The organism is Cystobacter fuscus DSM 2262 (assembly GCF_000335475.2).
Classification (GTDB): Bacteria; Myxococcota; Myxococcia; order Myxococcales; family Myxococcaceae; genus Cystobacter; species Cystobacter fuscus.
In genome coordinates this window covers 65208-80768 of the sequence record NZ_ANAH02000027.1, presented here as the reverse complement: position 1 = coordinate 80768, position 15561 = coordinate 65208, and the positions used below count along the sequence as shown (strand labels likewise).

Annotated in this window: 18 protein-coding genes; 2 read left to right on the top strand and 16 right to left on the bottom strand. The window is 69.4% G+C overall.

Annotation, left to right across the window (positions count from 1 at the left end):
- Positions 1-3 precede the first annotated feature (3 nt).
- From D187_RS34410 to D187_RS34345, 14 genes are all read right to left on the bottom strand, one after another.
- Positions 4-549: a flagellar biosynthetic protein FliO gene (locus D187_RS34410; protein ID WP_002624776.1), complete on the bottom strand. Its 546-nt coding sequence runs from the start codon at positions 547-549 to the stop codon at positions 4-6.
- A 184-nt stretch (positions 550-733) separates the two neighbouring features.
- Positions 734-2107 (bottom strand): type III secretion system cytoplasmic ring protein SctQ, encoded by a 1374-nt coding sequence (sctQ, locus tag D187_RS34405; protein WP_002624775.1) that lies wholly within the window; start codon positions 2105-2107, stop codon positions 734-736.
- Positions 2104-3030, bottom strand: a complete 927-nt coding sequence (locus D187_RS34400) for a flagellar hook-length control protein FliK (RefSeq protein WP_002624774.1) — start codon at positions 3028-3030, stop codon at positions 2104-2106. Before D187_RS34400 ends, sctQ begins: the two co-directional genes overlap by 4 nt.
- Positions 3031-3057: 27 nt before the next feature.
- The gene (locus tag D187_RS34395; RefSeq protein ID WP_002624773.1) at positions 3058-3549 is read right to left on the bottom strand and encodes a type III secretion protein; all 492 of its coding nucleotides are present in this window, start codon (positions 3547-3549) and stop codon (positions 3058-3060) included.
- Positions 3550-3585: 36 nt separating this feature from the next.
- Positions 3586-4899: a type III secretion system ATPase SctN gene (gene sctN / locus D187_RS34390; RefSeq protein ID WP_002624772.1), complete on the bottom strand. Its 1314-nt coding sequence runs from the start codon at positions 4897-4899 to the stop codon at positions 3586-3588.
- A 3-nt stretch (positions 4900-4902) separates the two neighbouring features.
- Positions 4903-5574, bottom strand: coding sequence for a FliH/SctL family protein (locus D187_RS34385; protein WP_002624771.1), 672 nt, complete (start codon positions 5572-5574; stop codon positions 4903-4905).
- Between the two features lie 24 nt (positions 5575-5598).
- Entirely contained in the window at positions 5599-7098 is a 1500-nt protein-coding gene (locus D187_RS34380) for a hypothetical protein (RefSeq protein WP_002624770.1), read from the bottom strand.
- A 53-nt stretch (positions 7099-7151) separates the two neighbouring features.
- Complete coding sequence (locus D187_RS34375; RefSeq protein WP_002624769.1) at positions 7152-7946, bottom strand: hypothetical protein; 795 nt, start codon at positions 7944-7946, stop codon at positions 7152-7154.
- A gap of 133 nt (positions 7947-8079) precedes the next feature.
- Positions 8080-8622 (bottom strand): EscF/YscF/HrpA family type III secretion system needle major subunit, encoded by a 543-nt coding sequence (locus tag D187_RS34370; protein ID WP_245591897.1) that lies wholly within the window; start codon positions 8620-8622, stop codon positions 8080-8082.
- Entirely contained in the window at positions 8540-9334 is a 795-nt protein-coding gene (locus tag D187_RS34365; RefSeq protein WP_002624767.1) for a sigma-70 family RNA polymerase sigma factor, read from the bottom strand. The genes D187_RS34370 and D187_RS34365 overlap by 83 nt, the downstream gene beginning before the upstream one ends.
- Positions 9335-9343: 9 nt before the next feature.
- Positions 9344-9766 (bottom strand): hypothetical protein, encoded by a 423-nt coding sequence (locus tag D187_RS34360; protein WP_043432874.1) that lies wholly within the window; start codon positions 9764-9766, stop codon positions 9344-9346.
- A 25-nt stretch (positions 9767-9791) separates the two neighbouring features.
- On the bottom strand, positions 9792-10229 hold the full coding sequence (locus D187_RS34355) for a tetratricopeptide repeat protein (protein ID WP_002624765.1): 438 nt from the start codon (positions 10227-10229) through the stop codon (positions 9792-9794).
- Between the two features lie 77 nt (positions 10230-10306).
- The gene (locus tag D187_RS34350; protein ID WP_002624764.1) at positions 10307-10888 is read right to left on the bottom strand and encodes a hypothetical protein; all 582 of its coding nucleotides are present in this window, start codon (positions 10886-10888) and stop codon (positions 10307-10309) included.
- A 148-nt stretch (positions 10889-11036) separates the two neighbouring features.
- The gene (locus D187_RS34345) at positions 11037-11315 is read right to left on the bottom strand and encodes a hypothetical protein (protein WP_002624763.1); all 279 of its coding nucleotides are present in this window, start codon (positions 11313-11315) and stop codon (positions 11037-11039) included.
- Positions 11316-11578: 263 nt separating this feature from the next.
- Here D187_RS34345 and D187_RS34340 point away from each other — a divergent pair, with 263 nt between their 5' ends.
- Both D187_RS34340 and D187_RS34335 read left to right on the top strand, forming a co-directional pair.
- A complete protein-coding gene (locus tag D187_RS34340; RefSeq protein ID WP_002624762.1) occupies positions 11579-12190 on the top strand; it encodes a hypothetical protein in 612 nt (203 codons plus the stop codon).
- A 147-nt stretch (positions 12191-12337) separates the two neighbouring features.
- A complete protein-coding gene (locus D187_RS34335) occupies positions 12338-12919 on the top strand; it encodes a hypothetical protein (RefSeq protein ID WP_043432868.1) in 582 nt (193 codons plus the stop codon).
- Position 12920: 1 nt separating this feature from the next.
- On the opposite strand, the gene D187_RS34330 is transcribed toward D187_RS34335, so the two are convergent.
- The gene (locus D187_RS34330) at positions 12921-14021 is read right to left on the bottom strand and encodes an EAL domain-containing protein (RefSeq protein WP_043432865.1); all 1101 of its coding nucleotides are present in this window, start codon (positions 14019-14021) and stop codon (positions 12921-12923) included.
- Positions 14022-14030: 9 nt separating this feature from the next.
- Complete coding sequence (locus D187_RS34325; RefSeq protein WP_043432931.1) at positions 14031-15473, bottom strand: LVIVD repeat-containing protein; 1443 nt, start codon at positions 15471-15473, stop codon at positions 14031-14033.
- Between the last annotated feature and the right edge of the window lie 88 nt (positions 15474-15561).

Genomic DNA, 15561 nt, shown 5'->3' with positions numbered 1-15561 from the left:
TCTTCAGGCGGCGTCCGGCGGACGGGGGACGCTCGGAGGGGTGGAACCCGGCGGAGTGGCGTCGCGACGGGCGATGAGCTTCTTGAGGAAGGGGGACAGCGGCATCACGTTGGACGGAGGCGGCGCGGAGCGGATGTTCTCCACCGCCCCGGTGTCGAGCTTCGAGAGCAGCTGCAGGCCATTCTCGCCACCGCCCACCAGCAGGTACTCGCCCGCGGCCTTCACCACGAAGAGGGTGCGGCGCTGATCCAACGCCAGGCGCTCCACCACCGACACCACCGATTGCTGCCCCACGGGCACGCCCTGCAAGCCCATGAGCTTGCGCAGGCCCACGTTGAGCGTGAGGTAGATGAGGGCCATCACCCCGCCGAACACCACCAGCGTGCGCATGAGCATCCACCCGAGGCTCTCGGTGGGCGCCTCCACGCCGGACGTCAGATCGGACTCGGGTGGCACCTCGACCGGTGCCGACGGCGGAGCGGCGCCCTCCACGGCGCTCGCGGGAGCGGACACGCCGGACGGCGGGAGCGCGAGCTCGGCGGCGGGCACGGCAGTGGGCTCCTCGGCCCGGGCCGACGGTGCCAGCCAAAGGCAGGCGCAGAGCGCCAGGACATGACGCGCGGAGAAAACGGATGGGACGGCCATGGTGGGCCGCGAGGCTAGTTCATTGCACGGGAGACCGCCACGGGCCCCCCTGCCCTTGCGCCTCGCCTGCCTGCCTGGGAGCGGGGCCTCAGCCGGCGAGCGAGAGGATGCGCACACCCAGCTGGCCCTCGATCTCCACCAGTTCACCCCGTGCCACCACCTTGCCGTTCACCGACAGGTCCACGGGTTCGCCCGGCGCGCGGTGCAGCTCGACGACCTGGCCCGCCCGCAGCGACACCACGTCATCCGCCGTCACCGGCACCCGGGCGAGCTCCACGCAAATCTGCAACGGGATGTCACCCAGCAGGTCGCCTGCATCCATCTGGTCTTCCATCTCTCCACTCTCCGCCGTGGGGTTGTCCGACTCGGGGTTGGTGTACTCCTCCCCCTCCCCGCTGGCCTCATCATCCGAGCCGCTCAGGGCCTCCGCCGCGGCCTCGTCCGACTCGGAGGGGACCCGCCGATCCAGATGAGACGGCTCGGTGAGCACCACCTCGGTGATGCGCGCCTGGTACAGGCCGTCCTCGACGAAGACCTCCGAGGCCAGGAAGCCCTTGCGGCCGAGGCCCAGGAACAGCCGCGCCGTGCCCTCCGCGCCCTGGTCCGGCCGGGCCGAGAACTCGTCCACCAGCACCACGTCCTTCACCCGGAGGCTCGCCAGGTCGTGGTGGCTGATCTCCGCCAGGCCGATCTCCGCGCGCAGCCAGGTGCGCACCGAGGACAGGCGGCTCAAGTGGGCCTCCATGTCCATGCGCAGCAGCGAGCGCCGCTGCTCGGGCGCGGGCTCCGGCGTCAGGCTCTCCAACACGCTGGCGGGCAGGAACAGGCGCACCATGCCCTCCTGGGTGCCGAGCCGGGCGCGCAGCTGGAGCACCGCCACCTGGGCCTCCTCGCTCAGCCGCGACACCGCCTCGTCCACCCCGCGCGCCACGCCCTCCAGCCGCAGCCGGCCCTGCTGGGGTTCCGTCCCCGGCATCAGGGCGCGGATCGCCTCGAGCACGACGAAGCTCGCCACGCCCTCCTCGATGTCCGTCAGGGGCCGCAGGCCCACGGTCTCGCCGGCGCCGCCCAGGAGCAGATCCACCGCCGCGTGCGCCAGCGACAGCTCGACCTCCAGCACCGCGCGTCCGCGATGCCCTCCGGGCACCAGGAAGCACAGGAAGGTGGGCTCGGCGAGCACACGGCGCAGCTCGCCCGAGCCGAGCACCCGCGACGACTCCAGGCCGAAGCCGACCTGGGTGTCGAAGATGGCCTTGAAGCGCTCGCCCAGCGCCTCCACGGCCTCGGCCCCGGGCTTGAGCCACGTGAGCCGCTCGAGCAGCCGGGTTTCCGTGAGGGAGACCTTCTCCAGACGGGGGAAGACGTGGGGCTTCCAGGGCTTCGATGAGCGGGGCTTGAGCTTGCGCGCATCGACCACCATCGTGCGCTCCTCACCCGGCCCGTCATCCGTATCGAGGCTCATGTCTTGGCCTCGACCCTCATGTCCTCGAGCGTGAGGCCCCGGCTCGCCAGGGCGTTCTTGAGACCCTCACGCTGCCCCTCGAGCATCTTGAGCACGTCCCGGTCCTTGCCGCTGAAGACGGCGTGGATCTTCCCGTTCTTCGCGCTGAGCTTGATGGACAGGCCGCTGAGCACGTCGCCGCGCAGCTCGATCTGGAACTCCGCGTTGCCCGCGGCGTTGGTGCCCACGCGCACCCGCTCGACGATCTTCTGGGCGATCTCATTGGCGATGGCGCGCAGCCGCTCCGAGCCCGTGTTGGGCTTGGGTTGCGCCACGGGCACGGGCGCCATCAGCGCCGGGTTGAAGCGGAAGCCCGCCGCCAGCTCCCCGTCCTTCTTGTCCTTGCCCTCGTCGCCCCCACCCTTGCCACCACCGTCCGCGTCCGTCTTGAGCGCGCCCTTGCTCCGGCTCGTCTGGGCCCCCGCGGCCGCGGTCTCGTTGCTCTGCTCGGACTCCTCGCCGCGCTTGAGCAAGAGCTCGTCGGCCGCGCGGGTGTCCGCCGAGCGCGACTCGACGCGCGAGCGCAGCACGCCCTGATCGCCCTGCCGGGCCTGGGTCTCCTGCGTCCCCTGGGACAAGTCCTTCTGACGCCCCTCGGCGACGGAGTCCGCCTCGGCCTTGCCCGTCTGGCGCTGCAGGCCGCGCACGTCGCCGCCCTTGCCCTCCTGGAGGCGGGCGAGGACGGACTTGCCCAGCGACTGGGGAGGGGTCTGGGTGGCCTTCTGCTGCTGAGCGCTCTGGGCGTCCTTCTGCTGCCCCACGAGCTTGGAGAACGCGGAGGCGCCTTCCTGACGCTGCTTGGCCTTCGCCTCCTGGAGCCGTTTCTCCTGGGCCCGCAGCTCAGCGGCTCTCTCCGCCTGACGATCGTCTTCGACTCGGCTCATCGCTTCACCACCTGGGGGGGCCCGAGTCTACTTTCGCTGGCGCATCATGAACAAGGTGTTCCCGATCTCCTCCTGGTTCATTTCCTCCCGCTTGTCGCGCTCTTCCTTGAGTTGCTTCTTCCAGTTCTCCTTGTGCTTCTCGATGGCCTTGAGCTCCTTGGCCGCCTCGGCCATCTCCCGGCGCCGCTGCTCCACGAGCTTCTCGGCGGTGATGACGGCGTCCTTCTGGCGCTCGACCTCCAGGGCGAGCTGCGCCTCCTCGTCCTTGAGACGCTCCTCGTAGCGGTTCATCTGGTTGAAGCCGCCAATGCCGGTGACGCCCTTGGCCATCACCTGTTGGAGGTACTCCTGGACCTTCTGCTTGCGCATGGCCTTGCGCGTCACGAGTTCCTCCTCGAGACGCTGCAGCTCTTCCTTCTCCTTCGCCAGGGCCTTGACGGCGGCGGAGAAGGCCTGCTCGGCCTCCTCCTTCGCGCGCTCGCGCATCTCGATCAAGGTCTGCAATCGATAGGGGGGCATGGTGCCCTCATCCTATCTCCAAACGGCGCGAGCGCGTTACTCCTCGAAGAGCTCGATGAGCTTCTGCACCGTCACCTCGAAGGGGCTGTTGGAGTCGGTGTCCTGTTTGAGGAAGTCGATGATCGCGTCGTACTTGTCGATGGCGTAGTCGGTGCGCGGATCCGTGCCGTACTGGTAGGCGCCCAGGAGGATGAGGTCGCGCTGCTTCTCGTAGGTGGAGAGCGTCTCGCGCAGCTTGCCCGCCGCCTTCTTGTGCTCCTTGGAGACGATGTGGCTCATCACACGCGAGAGGCTGACGAGCACGTCCATGGCGGGCCACTGGTTGCGCTCGCCCAGGGCACGGTTGAGGATGTAGTGGCCGTCGAGAATACCGCGGACCTCGTCGGCGATGGGGTCTTCCATGTCACCGCCGGCCACGAGGCAGGTGTAGATGGCGGTGCACTTGCCCTTCTGCGAGTTGCCCGTGCGCTCGAGGATGCGCGGCAGCATGGAGAAGACGCTCGGCGGATAGCCCTGGCGCGCCGGAGGCTCGCCGATGGCGAGGCCGATCTCACGCTGGGCACGCGCCAGACGCGTCACCGTGTCGAGCATGAAGAGCACGTTGCCGCCGCGCTCGCGGAAGAACTCGGCGATGGCCGTGGCGACGTAGGCGGCGCGCAGACGCACGAGGCTGGGCTGGTCCGAGGTGGCGCACACCAGCACGGAGCGCTTCATGCCCTCCTCGCCCATGGCGTCCTCGATGAACTCACGCACCTCGCGGCCACGCTCGCCGATGAGCGCCACCACGCACAGGTCCGCCTTGGTGTTGCGCGCGATCTGCCCCATGAGCGTGGACTTGCCCACGCCCGAGCCGGCGAAGAGCCCCACGCGCTGGCCCTCGCCCACCGTGAGCAGTCCGTCGATGCAGCGCACGCCCAGGGGCAGGGGCCGCTCGATGCGCTGGCGCGTGAAGGGGTCTGGACAGTCCCGGTCCACCGACCAGTCCGGCAGCCCCTCCGGCAGGGGCATGCCATCCATGGGCTCGCCAATGCCGTTGAGCACGCGCCCGAGCAGTTCGTAGCCACACTTGATGGACAGCGGCCGGCCCGTGGGGATGACCTCGCTGGACGGGCCGATGCCGAACAGCTCGCCGAGCGGCATGAGCATCACCTCGTCGCCCTGGAAGCCCACCACCTCGGCCTTCACCGAGGCGCGGCCCCCATGGCCCTTGATGATGACCAGCTCGCCCACGCGCACGCCGGGCACGCTCGCCTTGACGACCAGGCCCGTCAGTTCGGTGACGCGGCCGCGCACCCGGAACAGCGGCGCTTCCTTGATGAGGGCGGAGTAGTGCGAGAGATCGATGGCCATGGCTTACGCGGGGCCTTCCTTCCTGCCCTGATCAGGTAACAGCACGTTCTGGAGCATCTCGAACTGGGTGGGCAGCTGCGCGTCCACCGTGCCGAACTCCGTCTGCACGATGCAGCCCACGGGGGCCACGTCCGGATCCTCGCGGATGGCCACGTCCACCGCCCGGCCGATGAGCTCCATGAGCTCCGCCTTGCGCGCGCGCAGCACCGCCGCCGACTTGGGGTTCACCCGGAGCACCACCGCCCGCGCGTTGCGCAGCTCCTCGATGGCCCTGGCGCAGATCTCCGCGAGCAACGAGGGGTCGCGCTCCACGTCCCGGCCGATGATCTTCTCGGCGATCCTGCACGCCAGCGCCACGACGTCCCGCTCCTGCTGGGCGAGCAGCTCCCCCGCGTGCATCTTCGCGCGCACCATGAGCTCGGTGACCTGGGACAGGCCCTCCTGGCGGCCCTGATCGCGCGCCTTGGCGAGCAGATCCTCGCGCTCGCGCTGGGCCTCCGCGAGGATGCGCTCCTTCTCCCGCTGCGCCTCCTCGAGGATGACCTGGGCCGACTGCCGGGCCTCGAAGACCTCGGCGTTCATCACGCCGGGACGCGGCGCACGCAGCGAGGGCCGATCCCCACCGGGCAATGGCTCCGACCCCGAATCGCCCTTGATCACCTTGCCAACTGCCATGGAAAGCTCCTTGTCGCGGGGATGCTAGCGCGTTCCGCCCCGAGGTCCACGCCCACTCGCGCCCCCCGGCCGAGGTCGCTCGCCCCTCCCGGACTGGGTGTCCTCGCGCCGGCCCCCCGGATTGGTGCCCACCACCCGGGGAGGGCGCTCGGCGGCGTCCCGGGGCGCGGGGGGCAGGACGACGCCCCGGCTCTGCGTGCGCGCCAGCGGGGAGCGGAAGATGCGCGAGCCCTCCGCGTCCGAGACGGAAACGGCCGGCTGTTCGTTGACCCGGGAGCGGCGGGGCGGCAGCGTGGCGCCCCCCGGATCCACGGCCCTCTGCACCCCGTCCCGGGTCCCCCGGGGCAGGGGCGAGCCCCGGCTCACGCGCGCGGGCTCGGGCGCGACGAGCGCCTTCTGCCGGTCCGCGTAGCTGAGGCTGGCGGCGCCCGCCCGGCGCGCCTCGCGCTCGGCGATGGGATCCCTGCGCTGCCCCCCGGACGTGAGCGCGGGCGCGGGCACGGCCACGGAAGACCGGCGCGGCACCGGAGCCCCCTTCATCGCGGGCGGGGGACCGAGGGCCGGCGGACGGGGCGGGCTCAGCCGGACGGGCCGATCGATGAGCCCTCGGGCCGCGAGCCGCTCGAGGTCGGTGACGATGTCGGTGCGGCCCCCATCCCCGCGGCTCGTCGGCTTGGCGCGCTCCTCGCGCACCCACTTCGCGAGGATCTGCCCGAACTCCCCGCGGTGCTTCTCCACCAGGCGGGCGGCGAACTCGGCGGACTGGGCCACGCTCGCGCGCGCCAGCCGGTGCACCCCGGCGCCCCGGATGGCCGCGGCCAGGTTCTCCATGCCCCCGTACTGCGCGAGCTGCGCGTGGGCCTCCTCCTCGGGAAGCCGGCGGGGGGCATTGGCCGTCACGGCGCGCACGGAGAGCTGGCGCATGTGGGGCGGAAGCTGCGCGAAGGCCGCCTCCCGCTCCGCCTCCGGCACGCCGGCCAGGGCCGGGCCCAGCACGCGCGCTCCGAGGCGATCACACACCGTGAGCAACTCACGCGCCTGGAGCATCAGCACGTCGGTGAACTTGAAGGGCACGTGCGCCGAGGCATCGCGGGCGAGGCGCTCCTCCAGCTTCCAGCGCACGATGTCGAGGATTTGAGGCCGCACCTCGCGCGTGAGCTTCACCTGGCGCGTGTTGGGCAGGTACGAGCGCACCGCCTCGGCGAGCGGCCCGGGCAGCGCGCGCAGCATCACCTCCACCAGCGCGCCGCGCTCGCGCTTGAGCAGCGCCGCCAGCCGCTCGGGATCCGCGCTCCAGAGCTGCCCGCGCCGATCCTTCACCAGCCGCTTGATCTCCTGGACCAGCAGCGGAATGCGCTTGTCGCGCGGAATCTGGAGGATGCCCTGGGCGCGATGCACCAGCAGCTCCGCCTCGTCCTCGGGCAGATGCTCGAGCGCGGCGACGCCCTCCTGACCCCCGAAGGTGATGGCGGTCAGGAGCATCATCAGCTGTCGCTTGCTCAGCGAGGTGAAGAACTGGTCCAACGGTCACCCCACTCGAGAGAGACGTCGCAGACGAACCACGCGGGGGGCTCGCATCAATCCCGCTTCGCGCGGGCCCGTGCCGCCGCGGCGCCCCCGCCTCCGCGGATGAGCGGCCAGGCCGCCAGACCGATGGAGGCCAGGATGAGCAGCACGGCCACCGCCGCCATCATCCGGAACTGGCTCAAGCTGGAGGCCGTCATGCGCATGCCCATCACGTCCTGCAGCCGGCTCTCCGGGCCCACCTCCGCGTCGGGAGGAATGGCCGGTGTGAGCAGCACCGTCACCGCCGTGGGCTTGAGCTCCGGCACCGACGTGGAGACGAACTGCTGGATGTCCTCGCGCTTGATGGGCGGCTCGTTCTTGGGCCCCGGCCGGTACTTGATGAACACCGACGCCGAGGGCAGCGGCTTGTTCTCCGGCTGGGTGAGATCGTTGTTCTCCGGAATCATCACGATGACCCGGGCCTCCAGCACGCCGTCGATCTGATTGAGGGCGTTGGAGACCTCGCCGCCGAGCGACTTGAGCAACATGGCGCGCTCCTCGGTGGCGGTGGGCACCATGCCACCCTTGGCGAAGTGGTTGAGCCCCGCCTCCATCGGGCGAGGCAGCGAGTACGCGCGCAACAGCTCGGCCGCCTGGGCCGCGTCCGCCTTGGGCACCTGGATCCGGAAGCGCAGCTCGTTGCCGCCTTCTTCCTTCAGCTTGGTGGCGGCGATGCCGTTCTTGCTGAGCAGGACGTAGATCTCGTTGGCGTCCTGTTCGGTCAGTTCGTGTTGCAGATCAATGGTGCAGCCAGTCCCCAGCGCGAGAACGAGGAGGGCCGCGAGCGCGTACGGTCGGAGCGTCATGGGCGGCGCGTAGCTTAGATGGGGCGGCGTGCTTCCAACAAGAGCTGCTCTGGAAAGACCCGCAACGCCCGAGGGCGCCCCCTCGCTAGAGGAGACGCCCTCGGAAGACAACGACCGCCAGGCGGGTTGCCTGCTAGACCTGGGTCTTGAGCGTGTCCTTCAGACCGCTCGTGGCCTTCTCGACCACCTTGCTCGTCAGATCCAGTTCCTGCGTGTACTTGTACATGCCGGCCTGGAGCGACAGCAGCTCCGCGTTGGAGAAGGTCTTCCCGGACGCACCCGACTGGATGAGCTTCTCCATGTTGACCTGGCCGCGCTCCAGCTCGCTCACCACGTGGGAGATCATCGCGCTGGCCTTGCTGGTCTCGGGCTTGGCGTCCACGGCCTGGGCGCCCTTGGCGGTGGCGGGCTCCTGGCCGGCGGGGTTGGCCTTGTTGAACGCCGCCTTGTTCGTCTTGTCGATGGCCTCGGCCTGACGCACCTGGTCGGCGCGCTGGGTGGCCTGAGTCGCCTGGGTGGCCTGGGCGCCCTGCACCTGCTCCACGCCCTGCGTCTTGTTGGCCAGGGCCGCGTCGAACTTCGAGGCGCCCTGCTTATTGACCTGTTGCGCGCCCTGGTCTTGGGACTTCTGCTGGGCGATCTGCGCCGCCGACACGCCGGCCATTGGACCCGCCATGTGACTGCCTCCTTGAATCCTCGGGGGAGGAAGGTTCCTCCTCGTTCAAAAGCTCCTTGAGCCGCTCGATGGCGCGCGCATGCAGCCGCGACGCCCAGCTCTTCGACTGCCCAATCTCCGCGCCCGCCTCTTCCAGCGTCTTGCCCTGGAAGTAGTAGCCCTGCAGCAGCCGGCGCTCCTTCTCCGGCAGCTTCTCGATGGCCGCCCTCACCCTCACCCGCTGCTGCTCCAGCTCCAGCCGCTGGTCCGCCGGCAGGGACTCGTCCGTGAAGCCCAGGGCATCCGAGCCCTCGAGGCTGGTGGCGAACACCATCGCCAGCCCCGCCACCGCGTTGGAAATCTCCATGACATCATCGTCGATGGACCCTCCGCGGTTGCCTCCTCCCTGCTCACGATCCGAAAGATTTCCCAAATAGGCCGTGGCGCGCTCGCCCATGTAGGCGCCGCGCGCGTCACCCCCCTTGAGCACTCCCATCTTTCTGAGGCCATCGTAGATGGCGCCCTTGATGCGGTAGTGGGCGAATGTGAGGAAGTTGGCCCCCATCTTGGGGTCAAAACGGTCCGCCGCCTCGAGCAGGCCGATCTGGCCATAGGCGAGGAGCTCATCCAGTTCGAGCTGGGCGGAGAACTGCTTGCGCACGGTCGAAGCCAACGACCGGACGTAGGGGCCGTACTTCTCCAGCAGAACCTTCTTGTCTTCACCGAGACCCAAGCGCGCGGCTCACTCGGCCTTCGACCACAACCGCTCGAGGGCCTGATTCAGACGGGGGTCATCCTGCAGGGCATCCGCGATCTTGGTCGTCAGGGCCGATGACTTCATGTTGAGCTTCTCCTTGAGCACCTCGGCGACGAGCTTGCGCGTCGCCTCCTCCTTACTCTTGAAGTTCCCGTTCTTGAGCTGCTTGGAGATGGCGAGCGCCTGGGAGCTGAGCGGATCCAGGGCCATGGGCGCCTGCACGTTGCTGGAGCCCACCATGCCCGAGGGGCCCACGAGCCCCGCGGTGCGGTCCACCTGACCACCGAAGGAAGCACCTCCGGCCTTGCCCGCGGCAGCCTTGCCCACGGCGCCCTTGGCGCTCCCGGTACTCCCGGTGCTCCCGGTTCGTCCTCTACCGCCCCCGCGTCCGACTCCACCGACCGACATGGGCATTTCCTCCTATCCGCGCAGACTAGCGCCTGGCCGAGGGCGGCGGCAGTGCCCCCGCTTCCTTGGCTTCGAGGAGGCTCTGGGCCAGACGCGCCCCGTCTCCCTCGGGTTCCAACTCCATGGCGGCCTTCAACTCCTTGAGGGCCTCCGGCACCTTGCCCATGAACAACAGGGCCTCGCCCACATGGGCGCGCGGCAGCGCCGACTGGGGCGCGAGCCGCTGGGCGGCACGGTAGGCCTGGAGGGCCTTGTCATGCCGTCCCTGGGCGAACTCCAGCGAGCCCATGGCGAGCTGGGGCACCTCGCTGCGGGGCATCAACACCACCGCGCCGGCGAAGACCTCGCGCGCCTTGTCGAACTGGCCCATGTCGAGCCAGAGATAGCCCGCCTCGAGGAGGATCATCGCCTCGCGCCTGGCGAGCGGAATGAGGCTGCCCGAGATCTCCGAAGTCTCCGCCATGTGACGTGTGCGTCCTTTCCTGGCCCGGAAGGAGATCTCCCGGGCACTGGAACCCCGCGGCCGAGCGGGGCCGCGAACTACTTGATGTTGCCGATGGAGTTCTTGGCCGAATCGTGCCGCGTCTTGAGCACGTTGGAAATGGTGCTGAACACCTGATTCTCACGCTGCATGGCCACCTGCATGCCCAGGAGCTTCTTCTGCTCGGTGAACATGCTGGACATCTCGCTGTTGAACTCGGTGCCCACGCCACTGCCGCCGGTGGGCACGGTCACCTGGTTGCCCGCGCCGATGCTGATGTTGGCCACCGGGTTGCCAATCCCACCCAGGCCACCGCCGGCCGCCACGCCCCCGGGCACGCCGCCGCCGGCGCCCACCGTGGTGTTCAGGGAGGTGGCCCCCGAGCCGAGCGCCGCGCCGTAGTAGGGCGCCGAGCCCGAGCCGCTGCTGTTGCCGAAGGTGGTGAGCGAGGACACCGCGGCGGACACCACGGAGCCACCGGGCACCATGTTGGCCACCACGCCCACGCCGCCCGCCACCGCGTTGGCGGCCGTACCCACACCCGACTGCACGCGAGCGGCGAAGCTCGTGTCCGGCGTCACGCGCGCCGTGGTCAGGTTGGTGGACATCCGCGGCATGTTCAGGTTGCTGTCGATCTTCATGGTTCCTCTCCAGGCGGTGGAACGACCAAGGACTTGGGAGCCAGGCTCGAACACCGGGTCCGGCGCTCCCTTTCCCTGATTATCGCCGATCCGCCCGTACAGTTGCGTGGGAGGAGCTCCCCACGTGTCATTTCCTGAGAAAACCGAGTTACTTCCGGCCCTTGGCGCGTGACTCCGCGACCAGTTGCTCGCGGGTGTCCAGCAGCACGGCCAGCAGTTCCTCGGTGCGGGAGATGGCGGCCTGGACCTTCTTGGCGTGCTCGGCCTTGGGGCCCTTGAGGTTGGCCAGCTCGTTCTTCAGCGGAGAGAAGAGCGAGCGCACCTCCTCGGCGGAGGCGGTCTCGATGAAGGCCTCGATGGCCGGAAAGGACGGCGTGGGCAGGGGCTCGGCGACGGGCGCGGGCGACTGCTTGGGAGGCGGAGGCATGCGGGACGAGGACTCCTGTCGGGGCCAGCTCCAGGCCGGCGCGATCGAAGCCCCGACGGTAGGGGAAAAGTCCCCTCCACTTCAAGCCGCCTGCCCTCCGAGCGACATGGCGCTGCGCGTTGGGACGCCCGCCGAGCGCTCGGGCGGGGCCGCTACCCCTGCCCCGGGGCACCGTGTCCTTGGCACCAGGCGCACCTAGCTTTTCGTGGCGGCGGGCACGTCCATGGGGGGCACGGCCACCGCCATCAACCAGGAGGGATGTCATGACGAAGAAGATCGTGGGTCTGTTCGCGACCGTGGCGCTGCTCGGCTCGGGGGCCGCCCTCGCCGGAGGAGACAAGCAGCACAAGCAGCAGACGCAGACCCAGAGCAGCCAGCCGATGGGACAGGACGCCTACGGTGGCGCGGGCGCCCAGCAGGACCTGCAACACGAACAACAGCAGCAGGGACAACAGCCGGGACAGCAGCAGGCAGGCACCTCCGCCAACCAGATGCTCGGCGAGAAGCAGGTCTCCGGCACGGTGATCAAGAGCAGCGGGGATGAGCTGAAGCTGCGCACCGAGAACGGCGTCATCGCCGTGAAGGTCAACAAGCAGACCCAGTTCCAGGACGCCTCCGTCAAGCGCATCAAGGACCTCAAGGAAGGCCAGCAGGTGCGCACCAGCTTCACCGTGGAGAAGGACAGCAACATCGCCAAGAGCATCTCGCTCGACAGCGGCATGGGCGGCAGTGGCATGGAGGTCGACCCCGGCATCAACCAGGGCCTGGACAGCTCGGGCCATCACCAGACCGACAACCAGGACCTCCACCAGGGCATGAACCCGAGCCTCGACAGCACCGGCGGTGCCGATCACTCGGGTGACAAGACCTACTAGTGGAGCGCCCGAGAACGACGCTCGCGGTGCCCACGGACGCCGCGAGCGTCTCGCACTGCCGCCTGGCCGCCCGCCCGGGAGGCCACGGCGCGGGGGCTCCCCGCCCCTTTCGTCCCCACTCGTTCAGGAATGGACAGGTTCAACGCCATGAACGGATTGCTCGCACTCTCCCTCTCCTGGCTGCTCGGCCAGACGGCGCCCGCGCCCTCGACTGAACCCACCGAAGCGGAAGCCACGAGCGCCGTGCAGGCCGCCCAGCTGGACGAGCTGCGCGCGCGACTGGAGCTGCTCCAGGTCCAGGACGAGGAGCGCACCCAGCAGACCCAGGCCCGCCTGGAGACGCTCGAGCAGGAGCGCACCGATGAACAGGCGGCGCGTCAGCAGGCCGAGCTCCTGCGGCAGGAGAGCCTGCGGAGCCTGGCACGGGCTCAGGAGTGGCTCGCCGCCATGGATCGACTCCTCGAGACGGGGGAGGAGCCCATCGGTCCGGCCGTTGTCTCCGCCCAGCGAGAGCTGTCCGACGCGCTCGCCAGCACCGCGGACATCGGCCGGGGCGAGAGCGCCCGGCTCATCCAGAACGTGCTCCAGCGGCTCGGCACGCTCGAGGACTCCGTCGCGCAGCGCAATCCCGACGCGGCGCGACTCCAGCTCTTCTTCGCCGGCGACGAGCTGCGCTCGGCCTGGAGGATGAACCTGGACCAGACGCGGCTGCCCGCGCTCGAGCCCTGAGTCAGTCCACGAAGTGGGGGGTGATGGACACGGGCGGGCTGGCCGGCTTGGCGATGAGGTAGCCCTGCACGAAGTCCACCCCGTGCGCGCGCACCCAGCGCAGCTCCTCGGGCGTCTCGATGCCCTCGGCCACCGTGAGGATGCCGAGCTGCTGCGCGAGTTCCAGCAGCTTGCGCGTGATGGAGGCCTTGTAGGGATCCTGGTGGATGCCCCGGATGAGCTCCATGTCCAGCTTCATGATGTCCGGACGCAGCTGGTGGATGAGGTTGAGCGACGAGTAGCCCGCCCCCAGGTCATCCAGCGCCACCCGGAAGCCCGTGCGCCGGTAATAGGCGATGAGCGACTTGAGGTGGTTGGCGTTGGGCGTGTGGTCCGACTCGATGATCTCGAACACCACGTCGCTCGGCGAGATGCCCAGATCGTTGATGGCGGCCACCGTCGAGCGCAGGCAGAACTCCGGATCGTAGATGGCCGTGGGCGTGAAGTTGATGAACAGCGGCGCCTTGAGCCCCAGCCGCGACGCCTCGCGCACCGCCGACAGGCGCGCCGCCAGGTCCAACTGGAAGAGCAGGTCCGCGTCGCGCGCCAGCGTCAGCATCTTGCCCGGGAACACCAGCGCCCCGTCCGGCTCGAAGCCGCGCATCAGCGCCTCGTAGGCGTACACCCGCCGCGTGTCCTTGGCGTCCACGATGGGCTGGTAGTGGCTGGTGATGCGCTTCTCGGCCAGCATGTCCACCAGCCACCCCGAGCGCGCCATGGTGACCAGTTGCGGCAGCGAGCCCACCCGCGGAAAGTCCCGCAGGCCCGGCTCGGCGTCGCCCTGCACGAAGAGCACGCGCGTGGCGCGCGACTCCTCGTCCGTCAACGCGCCCAGCACGTCCGCCGCGAACGTCCCCAGCTGCGAGCCCTCCAACCGCACCGTCACGCACTGCTCCTGCGGCAGCGGTTGGAAATCCCGGCCGGACTCGCCCAGCACGCGCACCAGTTTGCCGTAGCTGTGGCCCAGCGGGAGCCAGAGGAAGAGACGGCCCCGTCCCTCCAGCTCGTGCTTCTGAGGAAGAGACTGGCACCGCTCACACGACTTCAATACGGTCTGGCTCATGTGCCTCACTCACTGCTCCCGCAGGACGAGCAACCCACGTGACGTTTCCGCGGCGTAGAGGTAACCGTCTCCCGGTACCTTCACCGCACTCAACCCATCGACGAACGCCCGTCCCCGGCCTGGATCCGACTCCCGCCACGTATTGTAGTAGGCTTGCTGCCTCGGCGTACTGGGGTTGGACACATCCAGGATGCGCAACCCGTCCTGAGCATAGGCCACGTACAGCCGCGTCCCCACCAGGGTCATCGCACTCACAGTGGACTGGGGTCGCGTCTGGAATTGTCCCACCTGGGTGATGTGCTGGGGATCCGTGACGTTCAGCGCCCGCACCCGGGAGTCCCAGCCCTCACTGGCCTCGAAGGCAATGGTCTGCCCCTCGATGAGACCGGCCGCCACCGGACGGCTGGTGGCCTTGTCGTACTGGAAGCGCCCCAGGGTGACCGGGGCGTTCGGGTTGGAAACATCCGCCACCGCGAACCCGTACCGCCAGTGACCCATGTAGAGCCGGTTGCCCGTCACCACGCCCTCGACCGGAAGCTCGCCCCGGTCGAGCCGGCTTTCCTCCACGAAGTAGCGCTTCATCAGCAGGGGCTTGGTCGGATCCTGGTGGAGGTCGAAGATGAGGACCTCGGCCCGGGGGGAGGGAGACATCACGTAGAGCCGCTCCTGGTCCTCGTACAGCCCCCAGGCCTCGACTGCGGTCTCCGGCAGCGCCGACAGGCGCTTGGGCAGCGCCGGGTTGCTGACGTCGTAGACGAGCAGACCCTGGGCGGCGCTCGCGATGTAGAGCGTCTGGCCCTTCACCCACGCCCGCCGCCAGACGTCCTTCGTGGGCATCACCTCCGCGACCTTCTGGGGCGCCGACGGGTTCTTCACATCGAAGACGAAGAGGCCGTCCGCATGCGCCGTCACGTAGGCGTATCCCCCCGACACGAAGAGATCCGACGCCACCGCGCCCCGCGGCAGGGGCACCTCCGCCACCAGCTCCACCCCCGAGGACTCCTCCTCACCCGCCACCCGCCGCACCCGCACCGCCTCGAAGGTGCCCTTGAGGTCCGCCGAGCCGTACGCGCACCGGCGGAACTCGCCCGTCACGCGCGTGGCCTCCGGCGCCTGACAGGCGGAGAACGCCAGCCGCAGCGGCACGGAGGAATCCGTGTACTCGCTCGACAGGAAGAACGGGCCGCCCTCCGCGGGGCGCTCCTTGAGCGGGCTGTTGAAGAGCAACGGGCCCTCGGGCAGCAGACGCAGCGCCCCGGGCGTATCCAGCCCGTCCAGCGTCACGTTCGCCTGCCAGATGCCCTCGGCCTTGACGGCGCTCACCGCCGGGAGATCGCACGCCGAGCGGTCGAAATCCTCGGACGCGCACCCCAAGGTCTCCGGCTCCGTATTGGCGCAGCCCATCCACACGGGGAACAGGGCCCCCGCCATGGCCACCAGTAAACGATTCATGAACTTCTCCATACCGGGCGCACGCTCCGGACAAAAGCCCCCTGCCCCCGCCTGGGACGTAAGACGCTGAGCAGTCGCGCGGAAGCGC

What these genes read in the sequence shown, in the direction of transcription:
- sctQ (WP_002624775.1), bottom strand. Translation starts at nt 2,107, where the DNA reads ATGAGCCTCGATACGGATGACGGGCCGGGTGAGGAGCGCACGATGGTG.
- D187_RS34400 (WP_002624774.1), bottom strand. Translation starts at nt 3,030, where the DNA reads ATGAGCCGAGTCGAAGACGATCGTCAGGCGGAGAGAGCCGCTGAGCTG.
- D187_RS34395 (WP_002624773.1), bottom strand. Translation starts at nt 3,549, where the DNA reads ATGCCCCCCTATCGATTGCAGACCTTGATCGAGATGCGCGAGCGCGCG.
- sctN (WP_002624772.1), bottom strand. Translation starts at nt 4,899, where the DNA reads ATGGCCATCGATCTCTCGCACTACTCCGCCCTCATCAAGGAAGCGCCG.
- D187_RS34385 (WP_002624771.1), bottom strand. Translation starts at nt 5,574, where the DNA reads ATGGCAGTTGGCAAGGTGATCAAGGGCGATTCGGGGTCGGAGCCATTG.
- D187_RS34375 (WP_002624769.1), bottom strand. Translation starts at nt 7,946, where the DNA reads ATGACGCTCCGACCGTACGCGCTCGCGGCCCTCCTCGTTCTCGCGCTG.
- D187_RS34370 (WP_245591897.1), bottom strand. Translation starts at nt 8,622, where the DNA reads ATGGCGGGTCCAATGGCCGGCGTGTCGGCGGCGCAGATCGCCCAGCAG.
- D187_RS34360 (WP_043432874.1), bottom strand. Translation starts at nt 9,766, where the DNA reads ATGTCGGTCGGTGGAGTCGGACGCGGGGGCGGTAGAGGACGAACCGGG.
- D187_RS34355 (WP_002624765.1), bottom strand. Translation starts at nt 10,229, where the DNA reads ATGGCGGAGACTTCGGAGATCTCGGGCAGCCTCATTCCGCTCGCCAGG.
- D187_RS34350 (WP_002624764.1), bottom strand. Translation starts at nt 10,888, where the DNA reads ATGAAGATCGACAGCAACCTGAACATGCCGCGGATGTCCACCAACCTG.
- D187_RS34345 (WP_002624763.1), bottom strand. Translation starts at nt 11,315, where the DNA reads ATGCCTCCGCCTCCCAAGCAGTCGCCCGCGCCCGTCGCCGAGCCCCTG.
- D187_RS34340 (WP_002624762.1), top strand. Translation starts at nt 11,579, where the DNA reads ATGACGAAGAAGATCGTGGGTCTGTTCGCGACCGTGGCGCTGCTCGGC.
- D187_RS34335 (WP_043432868.1), top strand. Translation starts at nt 12,338, where the DNA reads ATGAACGGATTGCTCGCACTCTCCCTCTCCTGGCTGCTCGGCCAGACG.
- D187_RS34330 (WP_043432865.1), bottom strand. Translation starts at nt 14,021, where the DNA reads ATGAGCCAGACCGTATTGAAGTCGTGTGAGCGGTGCCAGTCTCTTCCT.
- D187_RS34325 (WP_043432931.1), bottom strand. Translation starts at nt 15,473, where the DNA reads ATGAATCGTTTACTGGTGGCCATGGCGGGGGCCCTGTTCCCCGTGTGG.